This is a genomic window from Pseudomonas sp. S06B 330 (assembly GCF_002845275.2).
Lineage (GTDB): Bacteria > Pseudomonadota > Gammaproteobacteria > Pseudomonadales > Pseudomonadaceae > Aquipseudomonas.
Genome location: NZ_CP088149.1, coordinates 4229909 through 4253719 on the forward strand (window position 1 = coordinate 4229909; position 23811 = coordinate 4253719).

Below are 23811 nucleotides of genomic sequence, written 5' to 3' on the forward strand. Positions count from 1 at the left end.
TCACTGACCCAGGGTCAGGACCTTCTGCATCATGGTCTTGGCCGTGTTCATCAACTCGGCGTTGGTTTGGAACGAGCGACTGGCAGAGATCATGTCCGCCATCTCCTCAACCACGTTGACGTTCGGGTAGTAGACGTAGCCGTCCTTGTTCGCCGCCGGATGATTTGGCTCGTAGCGTGCCTCAAGGTTGCTTTGGTCTTCGACCACGCCCAGCACCTGGACGCCCTGACCGGCAGCATCCTGATCCTGGAACAGCGACTGGCTGACGCCACCCTGCGCCTGCTGGAAGGTGGTGGCGAACACCGGATGGCGAGCACGGTAGGTCTGATCGATGCTCGATGAGACGGTCTCGGCGTTGGCAATGTTCGAAGCGACGGTGTTCAGACGCGTGGTCTGCGCACTCATGCCGCTACCGGCAATGTTGAAAACACTGGCGAGGGACATGACTTACTCTCCGCGCAGGGCCGATACCAGCCCTTTGAATTTACTGTTGAGCAGCGTAAAGCTGGCCTGGAAACCGACGGCGTTTTCCGCATAGCTCGATTGTTCAAGCTGAGCATCGACGGTGTTCTGGTCGACCGAAGGCTGCATCGGCGTGCGGTACTGCAGGGCTTCATCACCCATGCTCACCCCTTCGGCGTCGATGTGCCGGGCATTGGTGCGATCCAGGGAGAAGTGGCCCTTGCTGGTCTTCTCGCTCTGCGCCGCCAATACCGAAGCGAAGTCCATGTCACGCGCCTTGTAGTTGGGCGTGTCGGCGTTGGCGATGTTGTTGGCCAGCACTTCAGCACGCTGGGCGCGAAAGCCCAGTGCCTTTTCGTGAATGCCAAGCGCTTTGTCGAAGCTGATGCTCATGTCAGGGAAACCTTCGAAGGTTTTTCGTTGACTGAGTCAGAGCAAGAGCCATGCCAAAAAACAAAACCCCGTAAATACGGGGTTTTCAGGGCGTGCGGTGAGCGGCAATGCCAGAAAAGCGGCAAAGGCTTTCCGCCACCTGCCGACAGAGCGGCAATTTGGTGGCGGCAATCGCGCTCCTGCCAAAGGCTACTTGGCCTGGTAAATGATCCCCGGGCTGCACTGAACCATCTGGTAGTGATCCGGCAAACCGTTGAGCGCCTCGGAAGCGCCGAGGAACAGGTAGCCGCCAGGCTTGAGGGTGCTGTGGATACGCAGCAGGATGTCTTTCTTGACCTGGGCCGAGAAATAGATCAACACGTTGCGGCAAAACACGATGTCGAACTTGCCCAGAGCAGCATAGCTGTCGAGCAGGTTGAACGAGCGAAACTCCACGCGACTGCGAATCGGCGCCTTGATCGCCCAGCGCCCCGGCGTCTTGACATCGAAGTAACGCTGCAAGCGCTCCTGGGATAAACCACGAGCAATGGCCAGACTGTCGTACTCACCAGACTTACAGTTGTTGAGCATGGTCCCGGACAGGTCAGTGGCAACAATCTGCGCCCCCATTTTCAACTGGCCGATGTTGCTGCGCTCGAACTCGTCAATCGCCATGGAGATCGAGTACGGCTCCTGCCCCGAGGAACAAGCAGCCGACCAGATACGCAGGCGCTGACCTGGGTTGGCCTTGATCTGCTCAGGCAGCACTTTGTTCTTGAGCACTTCAAAGGGGTAAGTATCGCGAAACCACAAGGTTTCGTTGGTGGTCATGGCATCCACCACCTGCTCGCGCAAACCGCTGCGCGGCTGGCTCTGAATACGCTGCACCAGTTCAGTCAGGGACTTGATGCCCTGCTGCTCCATCAGCTTGTTGAGACGGCTGGAGACCAGGTACTGCTTATTTTCGCCCAGCAGGATGCCACAGGCTTTTTCCAGGAAGACCCGGAACTGTTCGAAATCCAAATTACCCGTAGACAATGATGCCGCCTCTTAAATCGTGTGAACCGCCAGGGGTACACCCCCTGGCCGTTAGTGCGTGGCCTTGATCCGATCAACGACGCGCTGGGCGAGGTCATCCGGCTTGAACTTGGCCAGGAAATCATCCGCGCCGACCTTCTTGACCATCGCTTGGTTAAACACCCCAGACAACGAAGTATGCAGGATGATGTGTAACTTTTGCATGCGCGGGTCGCTGCGAATCTCGGCCGTCAGGGTGTAACCATCCATCTCCGGCATCTCGATATCGGAGATCATCATCAGGAATTCTTCTTCCGGACGCTTGCCCTCATCGACCAGCTTGCGCAGGTAGTCCAGCGCCTGGCGGCCATCATTGAGCGCCACCACTTCCACCCCGACCGTCTGCAGACAACGACTGACCTGCTTGCGCGCCACCGACGAATCGTCGACCGTCAGCACCCGCAGTAGCACCGCCTTGTCCTGCACCTCGGCATCGACCACACCGGCAGAAATGACCTCGGAAGTCGGCGCAACTTCAGCAAGGATTTTCTCCACATCGATGATCTCGACCATCTTGTTGTCGACCCGAGTCACCGCCGTCAGGTAATGATCGCGCCCGGTACCTTTGGGTGGCGGATGGATCTCTTCCCAGTTCATGTTGACGATGCGCTCCACCGAGTGCACCAGAAAACCCTGGGTCTTGGTGTTGTACTCGGTAATGATAACGAAGCTGTTGCGCACATCTTCACTCAGACCGGGCATCCCGGTCGCCATCGCCAGATCAAGGATCGGGATGGTTGCCCCACGAATATTCGCGACACCACGCACTACCGGGTTGGACTTGGGCAACACAGTCAGAGGCGGACATTGCAGCACTTCCCGCACCTTGAACACGTTGATCCCGTAGAGTTGCTCGCCATTGAGACGAAACAGCAGCAGCTCCAGACGATTCTGCCCCACCAGTTGTGTGCGCTGGTTCACCGAATCCATTACACCAGCCATGCCAGAACTCCTTCACCTTACGCTACGAGCCTCGTACCCAGTGTCGGCACGCGCTTTGCTTTTTTTAATCGTATGAACACGAAAACGACATTTTTCCGACGCCTTACCTGCCACCTGCCCGGCTTCTTTGTTGTGCTGTGCCTGATGGTCCCCGGCGCTCGCCCTCTGGCTGACGCTTTTACCTTGCCTGAACAGCTTATCGGTGTCACCCAAGGGTTTCTTGAATTCACGGTTGAAGATTACCTGGCCAGCAGCCAGACCGAAGGGCGTTACGAAATCCAGGTCAACACCCTTGATCCGCGCCTGCGCATGCCACTGTGTGACCGCCAATTGGATGCCAGCCTGGAAAGCCCGGCACAGCCCCTGGGCCGCGTGACGATAAGGGTTCGCTGCGAAGGAAGCTCACCCTGGACGGTGTTTGTGCCCGCCCAGGTACGGCTGTTCCGCCAAGTGGTGACCGTGGTGCGACCGCTCAAGCGCGAGAGCATTGTCGGTGAACAGGACGTCGCCCTGCGCGAGCGCGATGTAGGCGTGCTCAACCAAGGTTTCCTCAGCAGCCTGGACCAGGCGATCGGACTCAAGCTTATCCGACCGACGGTCATGGACCAGGTACTGACACCGCAACACCTGGAGCAGGCCGAAGTGATCCGCAAGGGCGATCAGGTGGTCATCACCGCGCGCAGCGGCAGCCTTGCCGTGCGCATGCCCGGCGAAGCCCTGAGCAAAGGCGGCCTGAGCGAACAGATCCGGGTCCGTAATCTCAACTCCAAACGCGTGGTCAAGGCCAGAGTAACCGGGCCGGGCCAGGTGGAAGTGGCCATGTAAAGGAGCGAACTGCGAAGAACTCTGGCGATCAGGAACTGCTTTTCCTAAACTGTGTCCCATTGGGTGCGCCGAATGCCGTGCAGGTTGCAGCGTAATTGCGCCTAAAGTTTCTTTCGGGTTGGCCGAAAACAAGGCAAGCGTCCATATACCCAGAGGTTTTCTGATCATGGTCATCGACTTCAGTCGTTTGAATAACTCCCCGTCGGTTACCGGCGTGCGCACTGGCAACAGCCCGGAAAGCGCCACCGAAACCCGCGCAGCCAAGGCCGACACTGTCGCCCAGAGCGGCGCCAGTGGGGAAGCCGTACACCTCAGCCACGAGGCCCAGCAGTTGCAAAAGGTCAGCGACAAGCTGCGCGACCAGCCGATTGTCAACAGCGCCCGGGTGGCGGAGTTGAAACAGGCTATCGCCGACGGCAGCTACCAGGTCGACAGCAACCGCGTCGCCAGCAAACTGCTTAATTTCGAAGCCCAGCGCTAGCCACTGGCGCGCTGACTTCAGGACGCTTGAACCAAAGAGCCAGCCATGCACGACACTACCTTGCTGCAATTGATCGAAGATGATTTTGCTCCAGCGCAACAATTGCTCGAATTGCTGCACACCGAGGCGACTGCCCTGCACGGCCGCGACATGCCGTTGCTGGAAGAGATCCTGGCGCGCAAGCAATCGCTGGTGATCCTTCTTGATCAGCAAGGTCGGCGCCGCAGTGAACTGCTCGCAAGCCTTGGCCTGAGCCAGGACCGCGAAGGCGTTCAGCAACTGGCCAGCCAGTCAGACCTGGGCGAGCTGCTCCTGCAGCAGCTGGATGTCCTGGGCAAACTGCTTGCCGACTGCCAGGCCATCAACGAGCGCAATGGCCGTGCGATCCAGCTTCAGCAAAGCACCACCGCCAATCAGATCAGAATCCTCATGGGCGGCGAATCACCGTCGCTCTACGACGCCCGTGGGTCGACCTCGCCCCTGGCCAAGCCGCGGGCGCTCAGCCAGGCGTGATTCCCTGTATCAAGGCACGGAACATACTGGCAAAATGCCGTTACTTGCGTGTGCCGTTTTTGCCTGGAGATTGATTACCCGTGTTCAATGAAGCAGAAGCTCCGCAGCCTCCAAAGGTGCTTACCACCCCTTTGGAAATTGCCGCCAACTTGCGGTCGCTGCAAGAGAGCCATGACCCACTGATCATCACCTTCCACGAGCGTAGCCAGCGTTTCCAGAGCTATGTGGTCGAAGTCGACCGCGAAAACAATCGACTGGCGTTTGATGAAATGATTCCTCGCGACGGTGAACGCTATCTTGAGAATGGCGAACCGTTTCGGGTCGAGGGCTTTCATGATGGCGTGCGTATCGCCTGGGAGTGCAACACCCCGCTGAGTATCAGCGAAGTTGATGGCCATCGCTGCTATCGCGGCGTATTGCCGACCGAAGTGGCCTACCACCAACGTCGCAATGCCTTCCGCGCCGCGTTGAAGCTGTCACAACTGGTCGATGTCAAACTCGACGGTGACAAGCTCAAGGGCAATGGCGAGTTGAAGGGCAAGTTACTGGACATCTCCGCCACCGGCTGCAAACTGCGCTTTGAGGGCGATGTCGAAGAGCGCCTGCAACTGGGTCAGGTGTATGAGAGATTCGCCTCGGGCGCACCGCTGGGCTTGTCTCAGGTTGAGGTGGAACTGCGTCACTTGCATTTCGAGGAGCGGCTGAACACCACTTTCGCCGGTGTGCGCTTTCACAATCTGAACGGACCGATGCAGCGCAAGGTTGAGACCTTTGTCTATCAGTTGCAGCGCGAGGCGCGGCGGTTCGACAAAGACGACTTTTAAGCCGCTCTCGCCGGCAAGGCCGTCTCCCACTGCAAGCAGAATGGCATCAGCCTTTGTGGGAGCTGGCCTTGCCAGCGATGGGCCGCACAGCGGCCCTGACTCACACCGGCGCCGGTTTCTCCGGCGACTCGCCAGCACCACCCTCCTCTGACGGCTCATCCTCTTCCTCGGTATCCTCAGCCGCCACCGGCGTCTGCATCTGCTCCTGCACCACCTGCTCATCCACCCGCGGGTCGAGCGCCGCCGACAAGGGCGAACCGGCTGCCGGCATGGCCACGTGATTGAGTGGCGCATCGTCGACCTGATGCAAGCCGGTAACCGCCTTCGGTCGAATCCGCCAGACCAACACCAGGGAAAAGAACACGAAGAAGGCATACAGCATCTGCGTGCCCAGTACCTTCATCAACACCCCTGCTACCAGAGGCCCGATACTGGCGCCAACACCATAGGTCACCAACAGCATTGCGGTCAGCGATACCCGTCGCTCACTTTCCACATGGTCATTGGAAAACGCCACGGCCAAGGGGTACAGGCAGAACTGCAGCAATGACACGGCAAAGCCTGCGATGAACAAGATCATCAACGGCACCGTCGGCATGATCGCCAACGGCAGCGCAGCAACGGCCAAGCCGATGGCCACGCTACGAATCAACACCGCACGGTCATAGCGATCCGACAGCCAGCCCAACGGCCATTGCACCAACAGGCCGGCAAAAATACAGCAACCCATGAACAGGCCGACGTACTCAGTACTCAGCCCTTGCTTGGCCGCATACAACGGCGCCAGACCATAGAATGACCCGACAATCAGCCCCGCCCCCAGTACGGTGGTCAGGGACTGGGGCACTCGCTTGATAAAGAACCGCGGTTCCATTGGCGCCGGATGCAAGGCGGCCGGGTGAATACGTCGGGTCAGGGCCACCGGCACCAGGCACAAGGCAAAACACATGGCCACCAGCATCAACAGCTCCGGTCCCAGTTGCGGGTGCGCGACCAGGATCAACTGACCGAGTACCAAGCCCAGGTAGGAAGCGATCATATAGCCACTGAACACCGCGCCACGCTGCTTGGCATCCGCCTGCTCGTTGAGCCAGCTTTCGATAACCATGTATTGGCACATCATGCCCAGGCCAACAATTACCCGCAGCACAATCCAGGCCGGCAGCCAACTGACCATGCCATGCCCCAGCACCGCCGCGCCGACGATCCCGGCACAAGTGGCATAGGCTCGAATGTGTCCGACCCTGGCAATCAGCCGGTGTCCGATCTTGCCGCCCAGGGCCAGGCCGAAATAGTTGGCGGCCATCAACGCACCGACCCACAGACTGTCGACATGGTCAGCCGCCAGGCGAAGGGCCAAGTAAGTACTCAACAAGCCGGAGCCGATCAACATCATCAGCGCCGCGAAATACAGCGCGCGAAAAGACTTCCAGATCTGTCGCATCAGCGTCCCGAGCGGCCCCTTGAGCAGGTGGAAAAACTGGTTGAAAGCATAAGTGAAAAAAACCGTGTTGCAGAATGCCAAGCATAAAAAAACAGGTGGCAAACATTTACCAAACAATGCCTGCCACCTGCTTTCGCCGCCCCTTTTACCGGGCCGACCGTGGATTCGAGCTTAGGCTTGCGCCGCCAGTACACGGCGCTCCCATGGGGTGATTTCATCAAAGAAACTGGTCAGCTCCAGGGTCTTGGTGGCGATGTAACCTTCGATGAACTCCTTACCGAACAGTTCCCGCGCAAGCTCACTACGCTTGAGACGCTCAAGGGCAGCATGCAAGGTACATGGCAGGCTTAAATGATCCGGCACTTCAAATTCACCCTGGATCGCCGCCGTTGGCTCAAGCTGCTGTTCGATGCCATGCAGGCCGGCAGCCAAGCTGGCGGCAATGGCCAGATAGGGGTTGGTGTCGGCACCGGGCAAACGGTTCTCGACCCGCCGCGCTACCGGTGCACTGGCCGGAATGCGCAGGCCGGCCGCGCGATTGTCCTCGGACCAGCATGCATTGTTCGGCGAGGCATAGGGGTGGCACAGGCGCTGGTAGGAATTGACGTTCGGCGCGAACAGCGCAGTAAAGTCAGCCATGCACGCCTGCTGACCACCAATGAAGTGATAGAAGCTTGGCGTCGGTTTGCCCTGTGCATCACTGAACACATTACGCCCGCTGTCGATCTCGACCACACTCTGGTGAATGTGCATGGAGCTACCCGGGGTGTGCGCCAGAGGTTTGGCCATGCACACTACGGTCAGGCCGTGCTTGAGCGCGACTTCTTTGAGTAGATGCTTGAACAGCAGGGTCTGGTCGGCCAGCAGCAATGGATCACCATGCAACAGGTTGATCTCGAACTGGCTGACGCCCATCTCATGCATGAAGGTGTCGCGCGGCAAGCCCACGGCCTCCATGCAGCGATAAACCTCATTGAAGAACGGCCGCAGGCCATTGTTGGAGCTGACACTGAACGCGGAGTGCCCTTCTTCGCGGCGGCCATCCTTGCCCACCGGCGGCAGAAACGGTTGATTCGGATCCGTATTGGGAGCGAAGACAAAAAACTCAAGCTCCGTTGCCACCACCGGCGCCAGGCCACGTGCGGCGTAACGGGCAATCACCGCCTTGAGCAGACCGCGGGTGGACAGGCCGGAACTTACGCCGCTCAGCTCGACGGCATCGCAGATTGCCAAGGCCCGCGGCTCGTCGCTCCAAGGCAGGCGATAGATATGTTGGGGATCCGCTACCAGGGCCAGGTCGCCGTCATCGCTGCCATAGAAGCGCGCCGCGGGATAACCGCCCATGATGCACTGCAACAGCACCCCTCGGGCCATCTGCAAGCGGCGGCCTTCCAGAAAGCCTGCGCCGGTCATTACTTTGCCGCGCGGTACGCCGTTGAGGTCCGGCGTGATGCACTCGATCTCATCAATGCCCGTCAAGCGCTCGGCAAGAGAACGCTGGCCACTGGTCGTCATGACACTATCCTTATTGTTTTCGCATGCCGGGAACGGCGGTAGCTACAACATAGGCATTGGGCGTTCAAAATTTCAAGCAAGCGCAGAGCTAATGATCGTAATTTTCTACAACCCGATCGTGACGCAACCTTCGACAGTGGCGACGGTTTGTAGCCGCTGCCGAAGGCTGCGATCGATCGCGAAGCGGTCGCACTTAGCGTCCGGCCGATCAACCAGGCAAGGTCAACCCATTGGCCGGTAGCGGCAACGCCGTCTTGTAGCGCACCTGCTTCAAGGCAAAGCTTGAGCGGATATTGGCCACCCCTGGCAGACGGGTAAGGTAGTCAAGAAAGCGCTCCAAGGCCTGAATGCTCGGCAACAGCACCCGCAACAGATAGTCCGGATCACCCGTCATCAAATAGCACTCCATCACCTCCGGGCGCTCGGCGATCTCTTCTTCAAAACGGTGCAGGGACTGCTCCACCTGTTTTTCGAGGCTGACATGAATGAACACATTGACGTCCAGCCCCAGTACTTCAGGGGCCAACAAGGTCACCTGCTGGCGAATCACCCCCAGCTCTTCCATGGCCTTGACCCGGTTAAAACACGGCGTCGGCGACAAATTGACCGAGCGCGCCAATTCGGCATTGGTGATCCGGGCATTTTCCTGAAGGCTGTTGAGAATGCCTATGTCGGTGCGATCCAGTTTACGCATGAGATAATTTCACCTGTTTTTTGTCTTTATAAAGAATGTTTATCCGCAAGCCGGAACAAAGGCAATGAACTTGAGAGAAATATTCTTCAGGCGCCCGAATATCATGTAGGACAAGACTGACTCCCTAGTCACAAGCCGGGGTGTCAGCAGCGACCGCTTCAAAGCTCAACAAAAACACAAGACAGAGCGAGCGTAAAAAAGCATGAACGAGTACGCCCCCCTGCGTCTGCATGTGCCCGAGCCTACCGGCCGGCCAGGCTGCCAGACTGATTTTTCCTACCTGCGTCTGAACGATGCCGGTAAGGTCCGTAAACCTCCCGTCGATGTCGAAGCTGCCGATACCGCTGATATCGCCTACAGCCTGATCCGGGTGCTGGACGACAAAGGCAATGCCCTGGGCCCGTGGGCCGAGGACATCAGCCCCGAAATCCTGCGCCAAGGCATGCGCACCATGCTTAAGACCCGACTGTTCGACAGCCGCATGGTGGTCGCCCAGCGCCAGAAGAAGATGTCCTTCTACATGCAGAGCCTGGGTGAAGAAGCCATCGGCAGCGGCCAGGCCATGGCCTTGAACCGCACTGACATGTGCTTCCCGACCTACCGCCAGCAAAGCATTCTCATGGCCCGCGACGTGTCGCTGGTGGAGATGATCTGCCAACTGCTGTCCAACGAGCGCGATCCGCTCAAGGGCCGCCAACTGCCGATCATGTACTCGGTACGCGAAGCCGGCTTCTTCACCATCAGCGGCAACCTGGCGACCCAGTTCGTCCAAGCGGTGGGCTGGGCGATGGCCTCGGCCATCAAAGGCGATACCAAGATCGCCTCGGCCTGGATCGGTGATGGCGCCACGGCAGAATCCGATTTCCACACGGCCCTGACCTTCGCCCACGTCTACCGCGCGCCGGTGATCCTCAACGTGGTCAACAACCAGTGGGCGATTTCCACCTTCCAGGCCATTGCCGGCGGTGAATCGACTACCTTCGCCGGTCGCGGCGTCGGTTGCGGCATTGCCTCGCTACGGGTCGACGGCAACGATTTCATTGCCGTTTACGCCGCCTCGCGCTGGGCTGCTGAACGCGCCCGCCGTGGTCTTGGCCCGAGCCTGATCGAGTGGGTCACCTACCGCGCAGGCCCACACTCGACGTCGGACGATCCCTCCAAGTACCGCCCCGCCGACGATTGGAGCCACTTCCCCCTGGGTGACCCGATTGCGCGCCTGAAACAGCACCTGATCGCCATCGGCCACTGGTCCGAAGAAGAGCATCAGGCAGTCACGGCCGAACTTGAAGCCGAAATCATCAAAGCGCAGAAGGAAGCCGAACAGTACGGCACCCTGGCCGGTGGCCAGATGCCGAGCCCCGCGTCCATGTTCGAGGATGTCTACAAGGAGATGCCGGAGCACCTACGCCGGCAGCGCCAGGAACTGGGGATCTGACATGAACGATCACAACACTTCAATTCAGTTGGACACCGCCATGGCGACTACCACCATGACCATGATCCAGGCCCTGCGCTCGGCCATGGACATCATGCTTGAGCGCGATGAAGACGTAGTTGTCTATGGCCAGGACGTCGGTTACTTCGGTGGCGTGTTCCGCTGCACCGAAGGCCTGCAGACCAAGTACGGCAAGTCACGGGTCTTCGATGCGCCGATCTCCGAAAGCGGCATCGTCGGTACCGCTGTGGGCATGGGTGCTTATGGCCTGCGTCCTGTCGTCGAGATCCAGTTCGCCGACTACTTCTACCCGGCCTCCGACCAGATCGTCTCGGAGATGGCCCGCCTGCGCTACCGTTCGGCAGGTGAATTCGTCGCTCCGCTGACCCTGCGCATGCCATGCGGTGGCGGCATCTACGGCGGCCAGACCCACAGCCAGAGCCCTGAGGCGATGTTCACCCAGGTCTGCGGCCTGCGCACGGTGATGCCATCCAACCCTTATGACGCCAAGGGCCTGCTGATCGCCTCGATCGAAAATGACGACCCGGTGATCTTCCTGGAGCCTAAGCGCCTGTACAACGGCCCCTTCGACGGCCACCACGACCGCCCGGTAACGCCGTGGTCGAAACACCCGGCCAGCGCCGTCCCCGATGGCTACTACACCGTGCCACTGGACAAGGCCGCCATTACCCGCCCTGGCAATGACGTCACGGTCCTGACCTACGGTACCACCGTGTACGTGTCGCAAGTGGCTGCCGAGGAAACCGGCGTCGATGCTGAAGTCATCGACCTGCGCAGCCTCTGGCCACTGGACCTGGAAACCATCGTCGCCTCGGTGAAAAAGACCGGTCGTTGCGTCGTGGTCCATGAGGCCACCCGCACCTGCGGTTTCGGCGCGGAGCTGATCGCGCTGGTTCAGGAGCACTGCTTCCATCACCTCGAAGCCCCTATCGAGCGTGTGACGGGTTGGGACACCCCCTACCCGCATGCGCAGGAGTGGGCGTATTTCCCCGGCCCTTCACGCGTGGGCGCGGCATTGAAACGGGTTATGGAGGTCTGAATGGGCACGCACGTCATCAAGATGCCGGACATCGGTGAAGGCATCGCACAAGTTGAACTGGTGGAATGGTTCGTCAAGGTCGGTGACACCGTCACCGAAGACCAGGTCGTGGCCGATGTCATGACCGACAAGGCCACCGTGGAAATTCCTTCGCCAGTGAGCGGTAAAGTCCTGGCCCTGGGCGGGCAACCCGGTGAAGTCATGGCGGTGGGCAGCGAGCTGATCCGCATTGAAGTCGAAGGCGCGGGCAATCATCAGGAAGGCGCTGGCAGTGCTCCAGCCAAACAAGAAGCGGCGCCAGCCGCGGTAGTCGCCAGCAAACCCGAGCCGGTGCCAGAGCAACCTGCAGCAGTAACCCGCGCGGCCTCCGCCAGCACAGCAAGCGCCGCAGCCATCGTCCCGCGCGAAGCCAACGAACGCCCGTTGGCCTCCCCGGCCGTGCGCAAGCGCGCCCTGGATGCCGGTATCGAACTGCGTTATGTCCACGGCAGCGGCCCGGCCGGGCGCATCCTGCATGAAGACCTGGACACCTTTCTCACCCAGCCGACCCGCAGCAGCCAAAGTGCACCCACCGGCTACAGCAAACGTACCGACAGCGAGCAGATCCCGGTCATCGGCCTGCGCCGCAAGATCGCCCAACGCATGCAGGATGCCAAGCGTCGTGTCGCGCACTTCAGCTATGTCGAAGAGATCGACGTCACGGCATTGGAAGAGCTGCGCCTGCACCTGAACACGAAGTGGGGCGACAGCCGCGGCAAGCTGACCCTGTTACCCTTCCTGGTCCGCGCCATGGTCGTGGCCTTGCGTGAGTTCCCGCAGATCAACGCCACCTACGACGACGAAGCCCAGGTCATCACCCGCCACGGCGCGGTGCATGTCGGTATCGCCACCCAGGGTGACAACGGCCTGATGGTGCCGGTACTGCGTCACGCCGAAGCCGGCAGCCTGTGGAGCAACGCCGGCGAGATCGTGCGCCTGGCCAATGCTGCGCGCGGCAACAAGGCCAGCCGTGAAGAACTGTCCGGCTCGACCATCACCCTGACCAGCCTCGGCGCGCTGGGCGGCATCGTTTCCACGCCGGTGGTCAACACCCCGGAGGTGGCCATTGTCGGCGTTAACCGCATGGTTGAACGGCCGATGGTGATCAACGGCCAGATCGTTATTCGCAAGATGATGAACCTCTCCAACTCGTTCGATCACCGCGTGGTCGACGGCATGGACGCGGCCCTCTTCATTCAGGCCATCCGTGGCCTGCTCGAACAACCCGCCAGCCTGTTTGTGGAGTGATCATGCAACAGACGCAAAACACCACCCTGCTGATCATCGGTGGCGGCCCTGGCGGTTATGTCGCGGCCATACGCGCCGGCCAACTGGGCATTCCTACCATTCTGGTCGAAGGCCAAGCACTGGGCGGTACCTGCCTGAACATTGGCTGCATTCCGTCAAAGGCGCTGATCCATGTCGCCGAGCAGTTCCACCAGACCCACCTGCACAGTCAGCAGTCGAATCTGGGCATCAACGTTTCGCCGCCGACCCTGGACATCGGCCAGAGCGTGGCCTGGAAAGACGGTATTGTCGATCGGCTGACCAGCGGCGTTGCCGCCCTGCTGAAAAAGCATGGCGTGAAGGTGATCCATGGCTGGGCGAACATCCTCGACGGCAAGACCGTCGACGTCGATGGCCAGCGCATCCAGTGCGAGCACCTGTTGCTGGCAACCGGTTCGAGCAGTGTCGAGTTACCAATGCTGCCGTTGGGCGGTGCGGTCATTTCCTCCACCGAAGCCCTTGCACCTAAAGCCCTGCCCAAGCACCTGACGGTTGTCGGTGGCGGCTACATCGGCCTTGAGTTGGGTATTGCCTACCGCAAACTTGGCGTCGAAGTCAGCGTGGTCGAAGCACGCGAGCGTATTTTGCCGACTTACGACAGCGAACTGACCGCACCGGTGGCTGAGTCAATCAAGAAACTGGGCATCACCCTCTACCTCAAACACAGCGTCGAAGGCTTTGAGGCTGACACTCAACGCCTGCAAGTGCGTGATCCGGCGGGAGCGTTGCTGCAGTTGGAGACGGATCAGGTATTGGTTGCCGTAGGGCGCAAGCCGCGCACTCAAGGTTTCAACCTGGAAAGCCTGGCCCTGAAGATGAACGGTGCGGCCATTGCCATCAACGATCAATGCCAGACCAGCATGCGCAATGTCTGGGCCATCGGCGACCTCAGCGGTGAACCCATGCTTGCTCACCGGGCCATGGCCCAGGGCGAGATGGTCGCTGAAATTATTGCCGGCAAGTCTCGCCGCTTTGAACCCAACGCTATTGCCGCGGTGTGTTTCACCGATCCGGAACTGGTGGTGGTCGGCAAGACCCCGGACAACATCGAACAGGAAGGCCTGGACTGCATCGTTGCGCAGTTCCCCTTCGCCGCGAACGGTCGAGCCATGACCCTGGAATCAAAAAGCGGGTTCGTGCGCGTGGTCGCGCGTCGCGACAATCACCTGATCCTCGGCTGGCAAGCCGTCGGCGTGGGCGTCTCGGAACTGTCGACGGCCTTTGCCCAGTCACTGGAAATGGGCGCACGCCTGGAAGATGTCGCGGGCACTATCCATGCCCACCCAACCTTGGGCGAAGCGGTCCAGGAAGCTGCATTGCGGGCACTCGGTCACGCCCTGCACCTGTAACACACTGAAGCGGCTGCGGCCGATTTGACCCGCTGCACTTAGGTGTCGCGGGTCTTTTTTTGGTTTTTTTGTTGTAGCTGCTGCCGAGGCACGAGGCTGCGGCTATAAGGGGCCAGTCAAGACCGTTGATCCCCCTAGCCACGCGTAGCCTGGGCCTCGTCGAGCAACCATTCACTGAACGCCTGAACCTCCGAGCGTTCGGCCGCCTCTTTCTGACTGACGATGTAGTAGGAGAATTGTGCAGGCCAGGGCTTATCCAGCACTTTGACCAATTTACCCGCGGCCATCTCTTTCTGCGCATGATCCTCTGAAACCAACGCCAGCCCCTGACCCGACTCGGCCGCACGAATCAGCAGAAGATCGTCCTCAAAACTGCTACCGCGCTCTGTACGCACATCTGCCGCCACGCCATGGGCGGTGAGCCAGAGCGCCCAGTCGGCGCGGTCAGAATCATGCAGCAAGGGGTAGTTCAGGCAGTCCTCCGGCTCCTTGAGTGGCGAGCCTGCGGCCAGCAACTCAGGGCTGCCCACTGGCACCATCACCGGCGTGATCAGGCGCGTGACATGCAATTCCGGATAAAGCCCCAGACCATGCCGAAGCGCGATATCCACCCTGTCGCGGCGCAAGTCGACCACCGAAGACGTGGTCTCGATCCTGACTTCGATTTGCGGGTACATACGGGTAAAGCTCCCCAGGCGCGGCACCAGCCAGGAAGCGGCGAAAGCCGGTACCGTGCTGATCGTCAGCACTTGGCGATCGTTGGTGCCCTCAAGGCCGCGCACAACGCTCTCGATCTGACCAAATGCCTCTTGCAGCAGTGGGTGTGCCTGTGCGCCCGCTTCGGTCAGGCGTACGCCGTGATGCTCGCGAATGAACAGTGACGTGCCGACACGTTCTTCCAGCAAGCGGATTTGCTGACTGACCGCCCCGGAAGTGACGTTCAACACTTGAGCGGCTGTTTTGATACTTCCGTAATGACCAACTTCAACAAACGTACGCAGTGCGAGCAATGGAATCGAAGGCTTGATCATGGTTTAGTTTTTCTATCCTCACTTCTAAGCAATTATCGTTTTCCTTTCACTGCAAAACGGGACAACTTAGCAACTTAAGCCGCCAATTTTAGGGAAAAGAAACAATGCCGCCTTCGAGAATAAACACTTTCAAAACTAATTCAACGATGAATTTTTCTAAACTCTGAGTATAGTAAAACACAGCGTTTGAATTTGACTCATGCAGTAACGGGCGGGAAATTTGTTTGGCACCATCTTTTTCCGCGCACAAAAAAGCCGGTTAACTGTGGTCAGTTAACCGGCTTCGTTATTACTTCAATAATCAGTGGGCAAGATGCCCAAGCCTTCAACCCGACTTGCGCACGGCGTCCCGGGCCTGATTCAGTTGCACCAGCAGATTGTCGACATCTGCGCGGGTCGAGCGGTAGCTGGTAATGCAGGTACGCAGGGCTTTTTCCTTGTTGAACGTGGTTGACGATAACCAGACCTGGTTGGCCGCCAAGACCTGAACCAAGAGCTGATCAATATTCACGCCCCCGGCATCCTTGAAGCAGATAACCGGCAACGGTGTCGCGTTTACCACTACCCACCCATGCAGCTCCAATGACGACTTCAAGTAGGCGCCCAATTCAACTTGATAGTCGATCATCTTGCTAAAGCCTGCACGACCGAGAATTGCCAACGGGATGAACAGTTTCAAGCCGTTGAAGCGCCGAGACCACTGCATCGAGTTGACATAGGGATCAATATTGACGTCATCGCCCGCCGGCATGTAATTGGTCGATACCGCAAACGGTTCGTTGAGCAGGGTCTTGTCAGCACAGATGAACATGCCCGTGCCCATCGGAGCGGTCAGCCACTTGTGGGCATCCAGGGTGATCGAATCAGCCAGCTCGATGCCGCGCAAGAGGGGCGAATGGTGATCGCTGAGCAAGATAGCCCCCGCCCAGGCTGCATCAACATGGAAATACAGACCCTGTTCTCTGGCCACAACCGCCATCTCTGCAAGCGGATCGATAACCCCGGCGTTGGTCGTACCGGCAGTGCCCACCAGCATGAAAGGGGTAAACCCACGTTGACGGTCATCGGCAAGGGTGGCGCTCAGTTGAGCGACATCCATTTTGCCGTTGACGTCCACCCCGACCAACCGTACAGCGTCATGCCCAAGCCCCGACTGCAAGGCGATCTTCAACCAGGCAAGGTGGCTGTCGGCAGAAATATAGAACACCGGTTGCGACGGTTGAGACTGCAGGCCCTGCTTGGCGAAACCAGGAATCTTACGCGTCAAGGCACAAATCAGTGCCGTGCAATTGGCCTCCGCACCACCGGTGGTGAACGCCCCGCCGACGTGGGCGGGGGTAAACCCGGCCAATTGCCCCAGGTAACGAATAAGTTTCTCTTCAATGTCCACGCAGGCTGGAGCATGGCTCCAGACGGCCAGTTGCGGGTTGTAGAGTGCGGTAATGAAATCGGCGATACCACCCCAGAAGGAAGAGGTAGGGTTGAACAAACCGAAATAGTTGGGGCTGGTCACATGCACCATGCCCTGCTCCATCAGGTTGATCACATCGCCAAGGACCGAAGCCGCCGGCAGGCTACCATCAAAGTCGTAGCGGGCGATGACTCCGGCAATGTCGGCCTTGGACATCGAGGGATTGACCTTGATCGTCGAGATGTCGGCCACGTAGTTCTCCACCACATTCTTCAAAAAGCCGAAAACCTCCGTACGCTCGTCTTGCTCCGGAAAGAAGGACGCGATGATTTCTCGACTGACATCCGTGTTCAGGGTTGTTGTGCTCATGTTCTTAAATCCTTGAATCACGTCAGATGGAATAGTCGAAAGGCACAACAACGCTGGCCTGCAACGACTCAAAGATCAGCCCGGCGCGAAACGCCACCGCGGAGAACGACTGGCCATCACTGATGCCGTGCGTGCGCTCCGACAAGCCATTGACATAAATTTGCACGCCGTCACTGTTGCGCAGCGCCACCTTGTACTGACCATCGACTTGCAAGCCACCCTGAGCATCCTTGACCAGATAGTCCTCCAGTGGCTTGAGCAGCCCTGGCACCATGGGCTGTTGATAGCCGGTACCCAGCGCGATGGCATCGACAACGTACTCACTGAGCGCACCGGTGAACGAGTCCCGCAAGGTCACGTGATAACCCTCGTCAGTGCGCACAAGCGTCAGCAACTCCGAGTTCACCGCCATTTTCAGGCGCTCTTTGCCGACGATCTCGTCTTCATAAATCACCGAATAGAGGTGCTGACTTTCATCAACATCGATACCCGAATAGTTGGTGCTCTTGACGTGATTGAAGAAACGCTCGCGCCCTTCGCTATCCAGGCCCTTGAAGTACTCAATGTTTTCCGGCAGGAACACCAGGTTGGGGAACTGCCCCAACTGCGCCACCTTGAAGCCGATCGAGCGGTGCACCGAGACAACATGAATGTCGTCTTTCTTGGCGATCAGGTCAGCAATGACCTCACCGGCACTCTGCCCCGATCCCAGGACCAACCAGCGCTTGGGAATATCGCCATTGAACGCCTTGAGGCGGTCCAGGTATTCACTGGCATGAAATACATGGCTGCCCATGTGCTCCCTGAACACTGCCGGCACATTCGGCGACGAGCCATTGGAGAGAATCAGCTTGCGAGACTCATAAGTGAAACCGTCACCCTGGACCCTGAAACCACTGAGCTGGCCGTCTTTGAGGATCGGTTCGATGGCCTGGACGGCGTGGTCGTAACGCACATAGTCCTTGAGTTTCCCGGCTACCCAGGTCATGTAATCCGACCATTCAAAACGGCTGGCCGGGCGCCCCAGCAGACCGAACTTGAACAGGCGATTCTTTTCCTTGAGGTACATGGCAAAGCTGTAAGGGCTTTGCGGGTTACGCGGGGTTACCAGGTCCCGATAGACGTGATGATTGATATCGGTGTTGCTGAGCAGCAGGTTCGGATGCCAAGCGCAGCTTGCGGCCTTTTCCAGCGCCAGAAAACTACGCCAGCCGGTGCCGCCCTGCGCCGTGAATTCTTCATCGTAAACGCAAGCAAGTGCCAGGCCTGCCGGACCAAAGCCGATACACAGCGTATCGATGTAGTGGGAGGACGTCGTCGCATGGTTCATTTCAGGATTCTCGATTAGTTTGGATGAGTTCGACGGGGCGCAATTGCTGATTGTCGTTGTTGGTCCACAGGCACAATGCAGCGTGACGCTGCTCGCCTTTGATGAAACTCAACTCACCCAGGGAAGTGGTGAACGTGGTCGTGTTGAGGTCGGCAATAAAATCATCCGAGCTCGCCTGCAATTCACTGACAATTTCCAGCGCGGCAATAGTTTCGAGGAAGAACACCCCCGGCATTTCCCCGTAGCGCTGGACATACTCGCGGACACAGGGTGCCGCCGGGTTGACCAGAGCAGCCGGGGCGAAACCGACGCCGCGAATGCGCCCGGCACTGATCGATGCGGGGATGCCCAGGTGCGCACAGGCGGCGTCGTCGGTCAGGATGAAATCGCGATTTGCGTCCTTGCCCTCGCAAGCCTGCAGGAACATCTCACTGCGGCGCCCGGTGCCGATAAAGACAATGCTCGAATCCTTTTCCGTCGCGCGCGGGTCACGAGAACGGTTGGCCAGCGTTGACTTGAGGACACCGGCCAGGTTCTGCGCGTAGCTGGACTCGTCGGTATAGACCTCGATATTGAACTCCTCGCCCGCTGCGAACAGGCCCAGCATGGTGTCGACGATATCCCGATTGTTTGCACACACCCGGAAGACCGAGTCGCGATCCTGTGTCAGGTTGGTTTCGGTGGCGCTGGGTAACAGCAGCGCCACACCGTGCTCGGCATAGAAGCCTGCAGCGCCGATTGCCGAACTGCTCGCGTAGTGCCCCACCACCACATCGACACCTTGGGACACCAGGTAATCGGCAGCATGTGCGCCGCCCTCCAGCGAGCCGTAGTCTTCACAGAGAATGAACTCGATCCGATCACCTGCGAACAGCTCCTTGTAGATCTGCAAGGCACGCAGGACCGTCTCGCTATGAATCGACCTGGCAGGATCCAGAATCGCGGCAAAGCCGCAACGCAGTGATTTTTTCATTGGGCCAGTTCCGCCAGAGGAAACCGTGCAAGGCCGTAAACGGCATTTCCTTGGGCGGGCGCCAGGCGCCCCTGGGCGCGACCGGCCAGCAGGGTATTCCTGACGTTCTGGGCAACGGCCAGAGCGATCTTGTAGCCGATACCGCAGAAGCCGGTCGCCGCAATGCACCGATGATTTTCATCGACAAAGTCCAGCACCGGACGACCATCCACGGTGTAGGAATCAAAGCCTTTGAGCACCGAAACCACATCATCGACACTGTGCATGACTTTCGACCCGCCCAGGCGCGCCAGGATGTCCGGCGCGATCAGCTTCTGGTCGTAATTGAGCAGTTCTGGCGTTTTTGCCGACACCCTGATTTTCGACCCGGCCTGGTAGAAACCGCGATTGAGTGGAATCAGATGGGTACCGGTCTTGGTATCGATGATCGGCAGCGGAATCTCTCGAGCGGTCGACAGACTCGCCAACGGAATGCTCTGGGTCTCGATCGGCAAGAATTCGCACAGCTCGCCGGACCAGGCACCAGCAGCCAGCACCACATAGTCGGCTTCAAGCGTGACATTGGCGCAGCGCACCGTTACACCACTGGCGCTAGTGCTGAAGCCGTCGACCTGGGTGTGCTCCATCACCGGGTTGCCGTAGGACTTGACCATGAATGCCAAGTCCCGGGCCGCCTTGCGAATATCCCCGAAACCGCCCTTGGCTTCATAGAGAATGGTGCGCACATTGTCGGAGGAGTAGCAGCCACAGCTGAGTTCGTAAGCCTTCTGAGCAGAGATCAACTCCAGCGGGTACAAGGCATCGCTGTAGGTGTTGATGCACTCATTGATCGAGTCATAGCTGAGTTGGTTTTTCTCACACGCGTAAAGTATCCCTGAGCGCTTCAAACTCTGGGCAAACACCTGACCAACCCGGGTCTCCTCCATCATCTCGATACTGATCCGCGAGAGCTTGGCAATCTCCCGATCGGGGTCATACAGACGAAACAGGGCACCTGAAAATTTCGTGGCGCCATTGCCACCGATGGTTTCCTTTTCCAGCAAGGAAACCTGATGCCCCTCGACAGCCAGGTTGGCAGCAATGGTCGTCCCAATGATGCCGCCACCAATGACGATGATACGTGCTGAATTAGTCAATCCGAGGCTCCTTGCCTGATTATTCAAGGCCCAGCAGCGATGAGAAGGCGGCCAGTTCGTGTTCGCTGATCTGGCTACGCAGAACACTGGCCAGTTGCGGCAAAGTGGGCGCGCACAGCAACGTGAACAGCACAATCAGATTGCGGCGCGCTTGCCCCTGCGCGATGTCGCTTTCAAGTGCTTCGAGCATTGCCATCAACACCTGAGCGATGCGCTTGGTTGAAAAGTTGTCATGCCGCGAACACTGCTGCCATTGCTCGACAATGGCGCGCTCGAAATCGGACAGCAGCACAGCGTCACCAGGGCGTGCGGCATGAGCCGGATCGAAGAACACCGAAGAAATCTTCGGCAGCAACTCGACGAAAATACGCTTGCGCCAAGCCCAGAATTCTTCAGCTGAGAAGTTTTCGGTCTGCTCTTCCGGAGCGTTCAACGACACATAGAAGCGCACGCTATCGGAACAGGCATCACCGACCAGATCGCGGACCCAGATGGCATGGCCGCGACTGGTGGAAAAATCTTCGCCATCGAGTTTCAAGAACGCGTTGGTGTAGAAAGCGTTACTGAACTTGAACTGCTCGTTGAGCAGCACCTGGGCGGGATAAGCCAGTACATGGCTGTAGGAGCAGTCCATCCCCAGGAAGTTGACCATGCGCGTCTTGTCGCTGAACAACATCGCATAGGCATCCCGCGCCTGCTCGTTGCTTTCGGACAAGGCTTTGAGCGCCGCGAAGTAACCGGCCTGCCCCATGAACCAGGTATGCACGCGGTGCGCTTCATCATCATAGAGTTTGAGCCCCGCCTCATCCGGACGGGTTACCCCCCAATCAAGTACACCGCGGGCGAACGCATCGTCGATCCAGGTTCTGAGCTGAGCACGCATAGGCGACCGGGCAAGTCGCGCGCGCAACGCTGGCGCTACTTTAGAAAACGTGAGGAATTTACGCTCGACCGGCCGGTGAGAAACCGCCTGCTTACACAGAATGCACTTCAAATCCTTCATTTCCAGGGCATTCGGTGCCATCGCACAGGATTCACACTGGCTCGGGTCAGAGCTGGTGCCGCAATGATTGCAAGCGCCACGGGCGAAGGCTTCGTACCCCCATACCTCACACTGTTCACAGTAGGGCTCAACACTGGGCTTGGCCTGGATCAGGCCGCTTTCCAGGCCCTGCTCGTAGAGCATTCGTGCAGCGTCCTCGAAATAGGGATTCTGGTACGACTCCAGCCAGTAATCGACCTCGATCCCGACCATGCGCAGTGACTGCTGAATCTTCGCGGAATTTTCCTTAGCCAACGCCACTTCGTCGCCAGACATTTCCATGGCTTTGCGGCGCAGGTACGACTGGTAATCATCCGAATAGGACACCAGGTAGCAATGGGCACCCTTCTGACGCTGAGTACGAGCGAAGATATCAGCACTCAGAAACGGACCGGCGATATGGCCAATGTGCAAGTCGCCGTTAGGGGTCGGCGGCGTGATCGTGACAATGAACTGATCAGTCATGGCTGGTCTCCCAACGACTTGAGAAAGTCTTTCGAGCTTTCCCGGTCCCACCAGATCGAATAAAAGTGAAAGTCCGCATCGCTGTCATTGACCACTGAGTGTTCGGTGTTCAGCGGCAACAGAATCAAGTCGCCTTTTTCCGCGACCACGAACTCCTCACCCACCCTGACGTTGGCCCGCCCGTCGATGGCAATGAACAGCTCATACTCATCATGGGAGTGACGTCGGCTCTCGGTGCCTGGGCGAACCACACACCAGGCCCCGCCAAACGGTGACTTCATGCCTTCCCAAGGCAGCAACCTGGATCCATCCAGATCGTATTCATGAACCAGCGCGCCCCAGTTCATTTTTCGAAAGACAGTCATTGACCGGCCTCCTGATCGGCATCGAGCGCATGCATGTGCTCAGCCAGAACCTGTTCCAGGACAGCCAGTGCTTGCCCCACGCTTTCAGCGCTCACGTTCAACGGTGGCAGCACTCGCAGAACGGTATCGTCACGCCCACCCAATTCGGTGATCAGGCCGCGACGCAGTGCACGTTGCTGAATCTTCGAAGCCGTTACTTCACAGACCTTGCCTGTATACGGGCTGAGAATTTCGACACCCAGCATCAGCCCCAAACCGCGGACCTCACCCACCAGGGCAAAATCCCGCTGCAGGTTCTCGAGGTGGCTGCGAATTTGCTGCGAACGCTCACGGACATTCCCCAGCACATCATCGCGCTTGAATACTTCAATCGCCTTGGCGCCCGCGACGAATGCCAGCTGGTTACCGCGGAACGTGCCGATATGGCTGCCTGACGGCCAGTTCTTCAAGGACTTCTGGTAGAACATCAGCGCCGAAGGCAAGCCAATACCGCTGGTGCCTTTGGAGGTCACGAAGATGTCCGGTGTGATGCCGTACTGTTCGAAGGCATACCAGGTGCCGGTACGCCCGCAACCTGTCTGGATCTCATCAATGATCAGCGGGATGGCAAACTTCTTGGCTACCCGTGCCACGCGCTCGACAAAGGTCTTGTCGGCCACATAAGCGCCGCCCTCTCCCTGCACCAGTTCAAGGATGATCGCAGCGACATTGCCAAGGCCCGAGTTGACATCTTCCAGGGCTGATTCGAGCAACAGCGCAGCATCCACTTGAGCCTGGTTCAACACTGAGCTGGCCTGTGAACGAGACGTCGATCCATAGGGGAAGAAATGCACCCCCGGCATTTTCCCTGGCACATTCTTTTTCATGCTGCGGTTGCCCGTTAGCGACAGTGCGCCGTTGGTACAACCGTGGTAGCCACCACGGAAGCTGATGACTTCATCGCCACCGGTAACCGCCTTGGCCAGCTTGATCGCCGCTTCGACAGCATCGGCGCCCGTTGGTCCACAGAAGTGCATGCGGTAAGTGTCGCGTACGGCTGCCGGAAGCATGCTCAAGTGGGCATCAGTAAACTGCTCTTTGGCCTGGGTCGGAAAGTCCAACCCCATGCACAATGTCCCGGCCTGCTCGATAACTTGAGCAACAACTTCTGGATGCGAATGGCCCAGCGGCAAAGAACCAGCCCCTGAAAGAAAATCGATAAATACGTTGCCGTCGAGGTCCTCGACATAGCAACCCAAGCCTTTCGCCAAGGAAATAGGCAAACGCTTGGGATAAGAAATCGCCGTGGATTCCTGCTGCGATTGTTTGAGCAATGCTTGTTGAGAGCGAGGCCCAGGAATATCGGTCTGCACGCTAATATTTTTCATGAT

At 58.6% G+C, this 23811-nt stretch carries 23 protein-coding genes; 8 read left to right on the forward strand and 15 right to left on the reverse strand.

What is annotated here, in order from left to right; all coding sequences use genetic code 11:
• The 4 genes from flgC to CX511_RS18830 all read right to left on the reverse strand — a co-directional run bounded on the left by flgC (window position 1) and on the right by CX511_RS18830 (window position 2853).
• On the reverse strand, window positions 1–444 hold the full coding sequence (flgC, locus tag CX511_RS18815; RefSeq protein ID WP_045189108.1) for a flagellar basal body rod protein FlgC: 444 nt from the start codon (window positions 442–444) through the stop codon (window positions 1–3).
• A gap of 3 nt (window positions 445–447) precedes the next feature.
• Window positions 448–855, reverse strand: coding sequence for a flagellar basal body rod protein FlgB (gene flgB, locus CX511_RS18820; protein WP_045189110.1), 408 nt, complete (start codon window positions 853–855; stop codon window positions 448–450).
• Window positions 856–1044: 189 nt separating this feature from the next.
• Window positions 1045–1872, reverse strand: coding sequence for a protein-glutamate O-methyltransferase CheR (cheR, locus tag CX511_RS18825; protein ID WP_045189112.1), 828 nt, complete (start codon window positions 1870–1872; stop codon window positions 1045–1047).
• A 51-nt stretch (window positions 1873–1923) separates the two neighbouring features.
• Complete coding sequence (locus CX511_RS18830; RefSeq protein WP_045189114.1) at window positions 1924–2853, reverse strand: chemotaxis protein CheV; 930 nt, start codon at window positions 2851–2853, stop codon at window positions 1924–1926.
• Between the two features lie 72 nt (window positions 2854–2925).
• Here CX511_RS18830 and flgA point away from each other — a divergent pair, with 72 nt between their 5' ends.
• From flgA to CX511_RS18850, 4 genes are all read left to right on the forward strand, one after another.
• Window positions 2926–3678, forward strand: coding sequence for a flagellar basal body P-ring formation chaperone FlgA (flgA, locus tag CX511_RS18835; protein WP_045189116.1), 753 nt, complete (start codon window positions 2926–2928; stop codon window positions 3676–3678).
• Between the two features lie 166 nt (window positions 3679–3844).
• Window positions 3845–4159 (forward strand): flagellar biosynthesis anti-sigma factor FlgM, encoded by a 315-nt coding sequence (gene flgM / locus CX511_RS18840; RefSeq protein WP_045189118.1) that lies wholly within the window; start codon window positions 3845–3847, stop codon window positions 4157–4159.
• Between the two features lie 45 nt (window positions 4160–4204).
• A complete protein-coding gene (locus CX511_RS18845; protein ID WP_045189120.1) occupies window positions 4205–4672 on the forward strand; it encodes a flagella synthesis protein FlgN in 468 nt (155 codons plus the stop codon).
• A gap of 80 nt (window positions 4673–4752) precedes the next feature.
• The gene (locus tag CX511_RS18850; RefSeq protein ID WP_045189122.1) at window positions 4753–5496 is read left to right on the forward strand and encodes a flagellar brake protein; all 744 of its coding nucleotides are present in this window, start codon (window positions 4753–4755) and stop codon (window positions 5494–5496) included.
• A 100-nt stretch (window positions 5497–5596) separates the two neighbouring features.
• Here the strand turns inward: CX511_RS18850 and CX511_RS18855 are convergent, their stop codons facing one another.
• The 3 genes from CX511_RS18855 to bkdR form a co-directional block, all read right to left on the reverse strand.
• Window positions 5597–6940 (reverse strand): MFS transporter, encoded by a 1344-nt coding sequence (locus tag CX511_RS18855; RefSeq protein ID WP_045189209.1) that lies wholly within the window; start codon window positions 6938–6940, stop codon window positions 5597–5599.
• 171 nt (window positions 6941–7111) lie between these two features.
• Window positions 7112–8353, reverse strand: a complete 1242-nt coding sequence (locus tag CX511_RS18860; protein WP_177327825.1) for a glutamine synthetase family protein — start codon at window positions 8351–8353, stop codon at window positions 7112–7114.
• Window positions 8354–8663: 310 nt separating this feature from the next.
• Window positions 8664–9149 (reverse strand): Bkd operon transcriptional regulator BkdR, encoded by a 486-nt coding sequence (gene bkdR, locus CX511_RS18865; protein ID WP_045189126.1) that lies wholly within the window; start codon window positions 9147–9149, stop codon window positions 8664–8666.
• Window positions 9150–9351: 202 nt separating this feature from the next.
• Here bkdR and CX511_RS18870 point away from each other — a divergent pair, with 202 nt between their 5' ends.
• Genes CX511_RS18870 through lpdA form a run of 4 tightly spaced genes read left to right on the forward strand, consistent with a single transcriptional unit; the run spans window position 9352 to window position 14319 of the window.
• Complete coding sequence (locus tag CX511_RS18870; RefSeq protein WP_045189128.1) at window positions 9352–10584, forward strand: 3-methyl-2-oxobutanoate dehydrogenase (2-methylpropanoyl-transferring) subunit alpha; 1233 nt, start codon at window positions 9352–9354, stop codon at window positions 10582–10584.
• Window position 10585: 1 nt separating this feature from the next.
• Window positions 10586–11644 (forward strand): alpha-ketoacid dehydrogenase subunit beta, encoded by a 1059-nt coding sequence (locus CX511_RS18875; RefSeq protein WP_045189130.1) that lies wholly within the window; start codon window positions 10586–10588, stop codon window positions 11642–11644.
• The gene (locus CX511_RS18880) at window positions 11645–12931 is read left to right on the forward strand and encodes a dihydrolipoamide acetyltransferase family protein (protein ID WP_101293445.1); all 1287 of its coding nucleotides are present in this window, start codon (window positions 11645–11647) and stop codon (window positions 12929–12931) included.
• 2 nt (window positions 12932–12933) lie between these two features.
• Window positions 12934–14319: a dihydrolipoyl dehydrogenase gene (lpdA, locus tag CX511_RS18885; protein WP_045189135.1), complete on the forward strand. Its 1386-nt coding sequence runs from the start codon at window positions 12934–12936 to the stop codon at window positions 14317–14319.
• A 134-nt stretch (window positions 14320–14453) separates the two neighbouring features.
• Here the strand turns inward: lpdA and CX511_RS18890 are convergent, their stop codons facing one another.
• The 8 genes from CX511_RS18890 to CX511_RS18925 all read right to left on the reverse strand — a co-directional run bounded on the left by CX511_RS18890 (window position 14454) and on the right by CX511_RS18925 (window position 23808).
• Entirely contained in the window at window positions 14454–15350 is an 897-nt protein-coding gene (locus CX511_RS18890; protein ID WP_045189138.1) for a LysR substrate-binding domain-containing protein, read from the reverse strand.
• A gap of 325 nt (window positions 15351–15675) precedes the next feature.
• Window positions 15676–17130 (reverse strand): pyridoxal phosphate-dependent decarboxylase family protein, encoded by a 1455-nt coding sequence (locus tag CX511_RS18895; protein ID WP_101293446.1) that lies wholly within the window; start codon window positions 17128–17130, stop codon window positions 15676–15678.
• Between the two features lie 22 nt (window positions 17131–17152).
• Window positions 17153–18460: a SidA/IucD/PvdA family monooxygenase gene (locus tag CX511_RS18900; protein ID WP_101293447.1), complete on the reverse strand. Its 1308-nt coding sequence runs from the start codon at window positions 18458–18460 to the stop codon at window positions 17153–17155.
• A 1-nt stretch (window position 18461) separates the two neighbouring features.
• A complete protein-coding gene (locus tag CX511_RS18905) occupies window positions 18462–19433 on the reverse strand; it encodes an ABC transporter substrate-binding protein (protein WP_045189143.1) in 972 nt (323 codons plus the stop codon).
• Window positions 19430–20569 carry an FAD-dependent oxidoreductase gene (locus CX511_RS18910; RefSeq protein WP_045189145.1) on the reverse strand — a complete coding sequence of 380 codons (1140 nt, stop codon included), beginning with the start codon at window positions 20567–20569 and terminating at the stop codon, window positions 19430–19432. The genes CX511_RS18905 and CX511_RS18910 overlap by 4 nt, the downstream gene beginning before the upstream one ends.
• 19 nt (window positions 20570–20588) lie before the next feature.
• Window positions 20589–22076, reverse strand: a complete 1488-nt coding sequence (locus CX511_RS18915; RefSeq protein WP_101293448.1) for a methionine--tRNA ligase — start codon at window positions 22074–22076, stop codon at window positions 20589–20591.
• Complete coding sequence (locus tag CX511_RS18920) at window positions 22073–22441, reverse strand: cupin domain-containing protein (protein ID WP_045189149.1); 369 nt, start codon at window positions 22439–22441, stop codon at window positions 22073–22075. The genes CX511_RS18915 and CX511_RS18920 overlap by 4 nt, the downstream gene beginning before the upstream one ends.
• Window positions 22438–23808, reverse strand: coding sequence for an aspartate aminotransferase family protein (locus CX511_RS18925; protein ID WP_045189152.1), 1371 nt, complete (start codon window positions 23806–23808; stop codon window positions 22438–22440). Before CX511_RS18925 ends, CX511_RS18920 begins: the two co-directional genes overlap by 4 nt.
• Window positions 23809–23811 lie beyond the last annotated feature (3 nt).

What these genes read in the sequence shown, in the direction of transcription:
- flgC (WP_045189108.1), bottom strand. Translation starts at nt 444, where the DNA reads ATGTCCCTCGCCAGTGTTTTCAACATTGCCGGTAGCGGCATGAGTGCG.
- flgB (WP_045189110.1), bottom strand. Translation starts at nt 855, where the DNA reads ATGAGCATCAGCTTCGACAAAGCGCTTGGCATTCACGAAAAGGCACTG.
- CX511_RS18830 (WP_045189114.1), bottom strand. Translation starts at nt 2,853, where the DNA reads ATGGCTGGTGTAATGGATTCGGTGAACCAGCGCACACAACTGGTGGGG.
- flgA (WP_045189116.1), top strand. Translation starts at nt 2,926, where the DNA reads ATGAACACGAAAACGACATTTTTCCGACGCCTTACCTGCCACCTGCCC.
- flgM (WP_045189118.1), top strand. Translation starts at nt 3,845, where the DNA reads ATGGTCATCGACTTCAGTCGTTTGAATAACTCCCCGTCGGTTACCGGC.
- CX511_RS18845 (WP_045189120.1), top strand. Translation starts at nt 4,205, where the DNA reads ATGCACGACACTACCTTGCTGCAATTGATCGAAGATGATTTTGCTCCA.
- CX511_RS18855 (WP_045189209.1), bottom strand. Translation starts at nt 6,940, where the DNA reads ATGCGACAGATCTGGAAGTCTTTTCGCGCGCTGTATTTCGCGGCGCTG.
- CX511_RS18860 (WP_177327825.1), bottom strand. Translation starts at nt 8,353, where the DNA reads ATGACCGGCGCAGGCTTTCTGGAAGGCCGCCGCTTGCAGATGGCCCGA.
- bkdR (WP_045189126.1), bottom strand. Translation starts at nt 9,149, where the DNA reads ATGCGTAAACTGGATCGCACCGACATAGGCATTCTCAACAGCCTTCAG.
- CX511_RS18870 (WP_045189128.1), top strand. Translation starts at nt 9,352, where the DNA reads ATGAACGAGTACGCCCCCCTGCGTCTGCATGTGCCCGAGCCTACCGGC.
- CX511_RS18875 (WP_045189130.1), top strand. Translation starts at nt 10,586, where the DNA reads ATGAACGATCACAACACTTCAATTCAGTTGGACACCGCCATGGCGACT.
- CX511_RS18880 (WP_101293445.1), top strand. Translation starts at nt 11,645, where the DNA reads ATGGGCACGCACGTCATCAAGATGCCGGACATCGGTGAAGGCATCGCA.
- lpdA (WP_045189135.1), top strand. Translation starts at nt 12,934, where the DNA reads ATGCAACAGACGCAAAACACCACCCTGCTGATCATCGGTGGCGGCCCT.
- CX511_RS18890 (WP_045189138.1), bottom strand. Translation starts at nt 15,350, where the DNA reads ATGATCAAGCCTTCGATTCCATTGCTCGCACTGCGTACGTTTGTTGAA.
- CX511_RS18895 (WP_101293446.1), bottom strand. Translation starts at nt 17,130, where the DNA reads ATGAGCACAACAACCCTGAACACGGATGTCAGTCGAGAAATCATCGCG.
- CX511_RS18900 (WP_101293447.1), bottom strand. Translation starts at nt 18,460, where the DNA reads ATGAACCATGCGACGACGTCCTCCCACTACATCGATACGCTGTGTATC.
- CX511_RS18905 (WP_045189143.1), bottom strand. Translation starts at nt 19,433, where the DNA reads ATGAAAAAATCACTGCGTTGCGGCTTTGCCGCGATTCTGGATCCTGCC.
- CX511_RS18915 (WP_101293448.1), bottom strand. Translation starts at nt 22,076, where the DNA reads ATGACTGATCAGTTCATTGTCACGATCACGCCGCCGACCCCTAACGGC.
- CX511_RS18920 (WP_045189149.1), bottom strand. Translation starts at nt 22,441, where the DNA reads ATGACTGTCTTTCGAAAAATGAACTGGGGCGCGCTGGTTCATGAATAC.
- CX511_RS18925 (WP_045189152.1), bottom strand. Translation starts at nt 23,808, where the DNA reads ATGAAAAATATTAGCGTGCAGACCGATATTCCTGGGCCTCGCTCTCAA.